The 7,667-nt window shown below is 71.2% G+C and carries 7 protein-coding genes; 4 read left to right on the forward strand and 3 right to left on the reverse strand.

Annotated elements, in window-relative coordinates:
- Position 1 precedes the first annotated feature (1 nt).
- Together ACH5HR_RS14560 and ACH5HR_RS14565 are read right to left on the reverse strand one after the other, a co-directional pair.
- Positions 2-1,156, reverse strand: coding sequence for an ABC transporter permease (locus tag ACH5HR_RS14560; RefSeq protein ID WP_416478512.1), 1,155 nt, complete (start codon positions 1,154-1,156; stop codon positions 2-4).
- Complete coding sequence (locus tag ACH5HR_RS14565) at positions 1,153-2,076, reverse strand: ABC transporter ATP-binding protein (RefSeq protein WP_416478513.1); 924 nt, start codon at positions 2,074-2,076, stop codon at positions 1,153-1,155. Before ACH5HR_RS14565 ends, ACH5HR_RS14560 begins: the two co-directional genes overlap by 4 nt.
- A 106-nt stretch (positions 2,077-2,182) precedes the next feature.
- Between ACH5HR_RS14565 and ACH5HR_RS14570 the strand changes: the two genes are divergently transcribed.
- The 4 genes from ACH5HR_RS14570 (at position 2,183) to ACH5HR_RS14585 (ending at position 6,749) form a co-directional block, all read left to right on the forward strand.
- Positions 2,183-2,965 (forward strand): TSUP family transporter, encoded by a 783-nt coding sequence (locus tag ACH5HR_RS14570; RefSeq protein WP_402376785.1) that lies wholly within the window; start codon positions 2,183-2,185, stop codon positions 2,963-2,965.
- A gap of 144 nt (positions 2,966-3,109) precedes the next feature.
- Positions 3,110-4,411 carry an aspartate kinase gene (locus ACH5HR_RS14575; RefSeq protein ID WP_416478515.1) on the forward strand — a complete coding sequence of 434 codons (1,302 nt, stop codon included), beginning with the start codon at positions 3,110-3,112 and terminating at the stop codon, positions 4,409-4,411.
- Positions 4,412-4,418: 7 nt separating this feature from the next.
- Positions 4,419-5,531, forward strand: coding sequence for an aspartate-semialdehyde dehydrogenase (locus tag ACH5HR_RS14580; protein WP_416478517.1), 1,113 nt, complete (start codon positions 4,419-4,421; stop codon positions 5,529-5,531).
- 204 nt (positions 5,532-5,735) lie between these two features.
- Positions 5,736-6,749: a Fic family protein gene (locus ACH5HR_RS14585; RefSeq protein WP_416478518.1), complete on the forward strand. Its 1,014-nt coding sequence runs from the start codon at positions 5,736-5,738 to the stop codon at positions 6,747-6,749.
- Positions 6,750-6,902: 153 nt separating this feature from the next.
- On the opposite strand, the gene ACH5HR_RS14590 is transcribed toward ACH5HR_RS14585, so the two are convergent.
- On the reverse strand, positions 6,903-7,667 hold a 765-nt coding region (locus ACH5HR_RS14590; RefSeq protein ID WP_416478519.1), incomplete at its 5' end, for a hypothetical protein.

The following is a 7,667-nucleotide window of genomic DNA, read 5'->3' on the forward strand; positions in this document are numbered from 1 at the left end:
GTCAGGCGACGCGGGTGCCCTGCGGCAGCCGGTGCGCCGGGATGCGCAGGCGCCGGACGGCGGTGACGATCCCGCCCGCGCCGAGCAGCACGTAGATCCCGAGGCCCCAGGGCCACACCTCCGACTCGCTCGGCTGCTGCTCCTCGACGGGCGACGTGAGCTGCGTGTCGCGACCGTCGACCGTGAACCACATGTCTCCGCACCAGTCCTGCTCCGCCGGAGGACCGGTGCGGGCGAACCGGACCCCGTACTGGATCAGCGTCAACGGGTCGGCAGCGGACTCGTACGTCTCGGGGTCGGCGAGCGGCTGGGCGTCCGCGACGATCACGAACGGGTTGGCGGCGAGCAGCCACCAGGTGCGTTCGGAGTGCCAGACGTCCTGCGTCTGGACCGTCCACCCGCACTCCGGCGGCTCCGTGTCCTCCCAGTCGTAGTCGGTCGGTGCGCTCCAGGTCCGCACGTCCTCGGTGGTGGTCACCAGCGGTGCGCTGAGGCCGAAGAGCGCCAGCGTCACGACCGACAGCCCGCCCACGGTGAGGTAGGTGAGCACCGCCGAACCGGAGGTCTTCGCGGTGAGCGCGGAGAACCCGAGGCCGACGGCGCACACCACCCCGAGCACGACCGCGAGCACCAGCACGACGGACACGAGCGACCAGAACGGCAGCCCGCCCACGGCGAACGCCCACACGATGAACGGCACGCTCGCGGCCAGGAAGGCGAGGGCTGCCAGCCAGGCGGCCAGCAGCTTGCCGACCACGATCTCCGCGGGGGTGAGGAGCGTCGCCTGGAGGGTCGCGAGCGTCCCGGCGGCACGGTCGCCGTTGATCGCCGGAGCGGTGAGCGCCGGCGCGACCAGCAGCCCGAGGAAGAGGACGAAGAAGACGACGACGCCGAACATCGTCCCGCCCGCGCCGTCCGCGCCCATCGACGGGTCGTCGAACATCATGGTGACCGCGCCGGAGGTGAGCAGGGTGATGAGCCCCACCACCACGAACCACACGACGAGCGCGATCTTCCAGCGCGTGGAGCGCACCCGCTGCCGCAGCTCGAGCTGCGTCACCGTCCGCACGCCCTGCCACGACAGGGACCAGTCGCTCGTGGGCACCGCACGGGGCTGGGTGCCCGACGGCGGGACCTCCCGGGTCTCGACGCTCACCGTCGTTCCTCCTCGAGTCGCAGGTACGCCTGCTCCAGCGCGCCACCGGCCGGCGCCATGGAGACCACCGGCACGCCGGCGTCGACCGCGTCGCGCAGCAGGGCCGCCGCGGCCTCGTCGCCGCCGAGCTCGACCAGCGCGGCGCCGTCGTCCTCGAGCCGGGCGGCGATCCCGGCCGTGGTGAGCCACTCCGCCAGCGGATCGGGGGTCAGTGCGGCGATCCGCCACGCGCGGCGCTCCGCGGCGGCGTCGTCCACGGACTGCGACCGCACGGTGCGCCCCTGGGAGAGGAAGACCGCGTCGTCGGCCATCTCGTCGAGCTCGGTGAGCACGTGCGAGCTGATGAGGATCGTCTTGCCCGCTGCCGCGAGACGGCGCACGAGCTCGCGCAGGTCCACGCGCGAGCGAGGGTCCAGGCCGGAGGCGGGTTCGTCGAGGAGCAGCACGTCGGGGTCGTGGACCAGCGACCGAGCGAGCCCGAGCCGCTGCTTCTGCCCCCGGGAGAGCACGTGCGCGGGGGAGTCGGCCAGATCGGCGAGGTGCACCAGCTCCAGCAGCTCGGCCGCGCGCCGGGCGCCGTCCGCGGCGCTCATCCGGTAGGCCGCCGCCACGGTCGTCAGCACCTCGCGGGCGGTGAGCGACTCCCACGTGCCGAACACGTCGGGCATCCAGCCGATCCGGGCGCGTGCGGCACGGCCGTGCGCAGCGGGATCGATGCCGCCGATCCGGACCTCGCCGCCGTCGGGCGCCAGGAGCCCGGCGAGCATCAGCAGGAGCGTCGTCTTGCCGGACCCGTTGGGGCCGACCAGCGCCGTGACGCGGCCGGGCCGCGCCTCCAGGGTCACGTCCACCACCGCGTGCACGGTGCCGAAGGCCCGCCGCACGCCGCGCGTGCTGATACCACCGCCGTCGTCGGTCATGGCGACGAACCTACGCCGCGAGGCGCGGTACCGACATCATCCTCCGGGATGATCTCTCACCTGCGACGACTGCCTCGGGCGTCGAGCACGTGCAAGGATTCGACGCGTGCTCGACCTCGACCCCACCACCATCGTCCTGCTCGTCCTGGCCGGCCTCGCCGCCGGCTGGGTCGACGCCGTCGTCGGTGGGGGCGGGCTGATCCAGCTCCCCGCGCTGCTGCTCGTGCCGGGCATCTCGCCCGTGCAGGCGCTCGCGACCAACAAGCTCGGCTCGATCATGGGCACCTCGGTGAGCTCGATCACCTACTACCGGCGCGTCGGCCCCGACCTGACGACGGCGGGGCCGATGGCGCTCGCGGCCCTGGCCGGGGCGGTCGGCGGCGCGGCGCTCGCCACGCAGATCCCGGCGGAGCTGTTCACGCCGATCATCCTCGTGGTGCTCGTCGGGGTCGCCCTGTTCACGATCCTGCGGCCGCGGCTCGGCGCACAGGACGACCTGCGCTGGGAGGGCAACCGGCACCGGTGGACGGCCGCGGGCATCGGCCTGGTCATCGGCGCCTACGACGGCCTGCTCGGGCCCGGGACGGGGACGTTCCTGGTGATCTCCCTGGTGAGCGTGCTCGGCTACGCGTTCCTGCCGGCGTCCGCGCTGGCGAAGATCGTCAACTTCGCCACGAACCTCGGGGCGCTGCTGTACTTCGTGCCGCACGGCGCCGTGATCTGGGGACTCGGCCTGTCGATGGGGGTGGCGAACCTCGTGGGCGGGTACGTCGGGGCGCGGATGGCCGTCGCGAAGGGCTCCGGGTTCGTGCGGGTGGTGTTCGTGGTGGTGGTCGGCGCGCTGATCTGCAAGCTCGGCTACGACGTCGTCACCGACCTCTCGAGGTAGTGCGCACTCCGCCGAGGTAGTACCGCCGTCTGTGACGGCGTCCACATCGGTCGCGTGGACCGGCCGCTACGATGGTCCGCGCACACACAAGACACCGGCGGGCCGTTGAGAGAGACGGTGGCCGGCAACAGGAAGGTTGCTTGCATGGCACTGGTCGTGCAGAAATACGGTGGGTCGTCCGTCTCGGACGCCCGCTCCATCAAGCGCGTGGCCAAGCGCATCGCCGAGGCCAAGCGCGCCGGCAACGACGTGGTCGTCGTGGTGAGCGCCATGGGCGACACCACGGACGAGCTCCTCGAACTTGCCGAAGAGATCAGCCCCAGGCCCCCGCAGCGGGAGATGGACATCCTGCTCACCGCCGGTGAGCGGATCTCGATGTCCCTCCTCGCGATGGCGATCGACAAGCTCGGGGTCAAGGCCAAGTCCTTCACCGGCCAGCAGGCCGGCCTCCTCACCGACGCGGTCCACGGCAAGGCCCGCATCGTCGACGTCGTCCCGCACCGGATCCGCCAGACCCTCTCCAAGGGGCAGGTCGCGATCGTCGCGGGATTCCAGGGTGTCAGCACCTCCAACGACGTCACCACGCTCGGCCGTGGCGGCTCGGACACGACGGCGGTCGCCCTGGCCGCTGGGCTCGACGCGGACGTCTGCGAGATCTACACCGACGTCGACGGCATCTTCAGCGCCGACCCGCGCATCGTGCCGGGTGCCCACAAGATCGACCAGGTCACCTACGAAGAGATGCTCGAGCTGGCTGCCTCCGGCGCCAAGGTCCTCGCGCTGCGGGCCGTCGAGTACGCGCGCCGGTACGACGTACCGGTGCACGTCCGCAGCTCGTTCTCGGGCAAGACCGGCACGCTCGTGACCGGCACCCACGGAGACGCCATCGACCCGAACGCCAGCACCGGTGACCAGGAGGAAGCCATGGAAGACCCGATCATCTCCGGCGTCGCGCACGACAGCAGCGAGGCCAAGATCACCGTCGTCGGCGTCCCCGACACGCTCGGCCAGGCCGCCCGCATCTTCGAGGTGGTCGCCGGAGCCGGCGCGAACATCGACATGATCGTGCAGAACGTCTCTGTCGCCGCGACGGGCCTGACGGACATCTCGTTCACGCTGCCGCACGGCGACGTCCGCTCGACGGTCGCCGCGCTCAACGCCGTGAAGTCGGAGCTCAAGTTCGACGAGCTGGAGATCGACGAGGAGATCGGCAAGGTCTCCCTCGTCGGCGCCGGCATGAAGTCGCACCCGGGCATCTCGGCACGCCTCTTCGGCGCGCTGCGCGACGCCGGGATCAACATCGAGATGATCTCCACCTCGGAGATCCGCATCTCGGTCGTCACCCGCGCGGACAACCTCGACGACGCGGTGCGGGCCATCCACTCCGCGTTCGGCCTGGACTCCTCCGAGGGCGAGGCCGTGGTCTACGCCGGGACGGGGCGGTGATCGGCTGATGGCTCTCATCAACAACCAGGGCGTCGACGTCGCCGTGGTCGGTGCGACCGGCCAGGTCGGTGCCGTCATCCGCCGGTTCCTCTCCGAGCGCGGCTTCCCCGTGAAGAACCTGCGCCTCTTCGCCTCGGCGCGGTCGGCCGGCTCGGTCATCACGTACGAGGGCGTCGACGTCACGGTCGAGGACGTCGCGGCGACGCCGACGGCGGAGCTTGCCGACATCGACATCGCCCTGTTCTCCGCCGGTGGGGGGACGTCGCGCGAGCACGCTCCCCGCTTCGCCGAGGCGGGCGCCGTCGTCGTCGACAACTCGTCCGCGTGGCGCCTCGACCCCGAGGTGCCGCTGGTGGTCTCCGAGGTGAACCCGGAGGCGATCGCCGACGCGGCCAAGGGCATCATCGCCAACCCGAACTGCACCACGATGGCCGCTATGCCGGTGCTCAAGCCGCTGGCCGCGGAGGCCGGGCTGGAGCGCCTGCGCGTCGCGACCTACCAAGCGGTGTCGGGGTCGGGGGTCGGCGGGGTCAAGGAGCTTGCCGACCAGGCGCGCGCCGCCGTCGCCGGTGACCTCGAGGGCCTGGCGCTCTCGGGGGACGCGGTCCAGCTCCCCGAGCCGGAGAAGTACGTGGCGCCGATCGCGTTCGACGTGGTGGCGCTGGCCGGCTCGATCGTGGACGACGGGTCCGAGGAGACGGACGAGGAGCAGAAGCTCCGCAACGAGTCCCGCAAGATCCTCGGGCTGCCGGACCTCGCCGTGGCGGGGACCTGTGTGCGCGTGCCGGTGTTCACCGGGCACTCGCTGGCGATCCACGCGGAGTTCGGCGCGGCGATCACGCCCGACCGGGCGCGCGAGCTGCTGGGTTCCGCGCCGGGCGTGGAGCTGGCCGACGTCCCGACGCCGCTGGCCGCCGCCGGTGCCGACCCGTCGTTCGTGGGTCGCATCCGCGTGGACCAGTCGGTGCCGGACGGTCGTGGTCTCGTGATGTTCGTGTCCAACGACAACCTGCGCAAGGGTGCCGCGCTCAACGCCGTGCAGATCGCGGAGATCGTCGCCGGCGACCTGGCCGAGCTCGCGACGTACGACGAGCTCGAGACCGCCGCGGCCGACGCCTGACGGCTCGGCGAGACGGACGGGCCGCGGTGGGACTCGTCCCGCCGCGGCCTTCGTCGTTCCACACCTCCGCTGTGGGTGCACGACACGCCGTTGTCGCCGCGTGGATGGTGGCGTGTCGTGCACCCACAGCGGAGGGGCGGGTGGGGCTGCTGTGTGCCACGTGGCAACTGCGTTGACACGTTCGTCTAACCCCTCCCTCCCCCGGTGGAGCTGGAGACCCACGCGGTGCTCAAGGCGACGATCGAGGCGCGTGATGCCCTGGCGCGCTTCGACGCGCGAGCGCAGGCCCTGCCGAATCCGACGGTGCTGATCAACGCCATCCCGCTCCTGGAAGCGCAGGCAAGCTCGGAGATCGAGAACATCGTCACGACGACGGACGAGCTGTTCACGGCAGCAGCCACAGACGTCGGAGCGACTCCCGCGGCACGGGAGGCGCTCCGGTACCGCAGCGCGCTGCAGACCGGGTTCCAGCAGGTTGGCCAGCGCCCGCTCACGGCGAACACGGCGGCCGAGATCTGCGCCGTCATCCGCGGCCACGACGAGGGGTTCCGTCGCGGTGAGGTGTTCATCGGAGATCCTGCGACCAGGCAGCAGGTCTACACCCCGCCGTCGGGCACCGCGCTGAGCAGCTTGCTCGACGACTGGTCGGAGTTCCTCAACGCGCCGTCCGATCTGGACCCGCTGGTGCGCATGGCTGTCGCCCACTACCAGTTCGAGGCGATCCACCCGTTCACCGACGGCAACGGTCGCACCGGGCGCATCATGAACGTCCTGATGCTCTGCGACGCCGGCCTGATGCACCTTCCCCTGCTCTACCTGTCCCGCTACATCATCGAGTCGAAGGACGACTACTACCGTCTGCTGCGCCTGGTGACGTCGGACGGGGCCTGGGAACCGTGGGTCCGGTACATCGTCGACGGCGTCCGTGTGACTGCGGAGCGGACCACCCGGGTGGTCGACAACATCGACAAGGTTCAGGAACGGCTGCTCGATCATGTGCGCCAGGTGGTGGGGTCGGCCAACGGCGACCTGTTGGCGGTGCTCATGGAGCAGCCATATGCCCGGGTGCGGGACGTCATCGACCGGTGCGGCGTGTCTCGGCCCACGGCCTCCAAGTGGATGCACGGGCTGGTCGACGCCGGCGTGCTTGCCGACCTGCGCGTCGGCCGCGAGGTGCTCTACATCAACCGGGCGCTGATGGACGTGCTGCGCGGGTGACCACAGCCTGCGGACGTCGGTGCGCCTTCAGCACGGCAACGTGCCGCACGCAGCGCCGGCCGGGCCCCGGCACGCACCACGACTGCCACGACCGCCACGACCGCCACCGTCCCCTGCGCCACCATCGACGCCGTGGGAGACACCGCGGGGTGGTCAGCAGGTGGTGGCTCCGTGCAGGTCGTCGCAGTGGAGGCGGACGCGTGCTTCGGTGACGGTGACGGGTTCGGTGGTGCTGGTGGTGGTGATGGTGCCGTCGATGGTGGTCCAGGTGCTGGTGCCGGCGATGCGGAAGTGGCCTTGCCAGGTGGTGTCCAGGGTGACGGTGACGGTGTCGCGGTACCAGTCGCCCTGGTCGTCGACGTGGGTGTCGGGGTCGTGGGCGGGGTCGCCGAGGTGGGTGTAGGTGTGCCCGATCCAGGATGCGTCGGGTGCGGTGGTCTCGCCGGTCCAGGCTCGGCCGGGGTCGGTGGTGGTCAGTGTGTCGCCGCCTGGGGTGTGGGGGTCGTCGAAGTTCCACGTGTATTCGACCGGGTCGGCGCGGATCTCGACGGGCACGTCCAGGAGGGTGGCCTGTTGGGTCTGGGGTTGGGTGGTGGCGTAGGCGGGGTAGTGGACGTTGACCAGCAGCGGTTCGCGGGCTTGGACCGTGGCGGTGGGGGTGGTGATCTGCATGGCGGCGAAGGCGCGTCGGGCCTGGGCGGCGACGTCGGCCGGGGTGATGCACTCGCGGCCGGAGACCTGCTCGGGTGCGGTGTAGGTGCCGTCGTCCTGGAGGCGTTCGACCCACAGCTCGGCGAGCTCGTACTCGTCGTCGTTGCAGGGGGCGCTCTCGATGTCTGCTTCTCGTGAGCCGTCGGGGCAGGTGTCCAGGGTGGTGATCAGCTCGATGCCGTCCGCGGTGGTGGCGATGTTGCAGGT

This window comes from Isoptericola maris (genome assembly GCF_048065335.1).
Taxonomy (GTDB): Bacteria; Actinomycetota; Actinomycetes; order Actinomycetales; family Cellulomonadaceae; genus Isoptericola; species Isoptericola rhizosphaerae.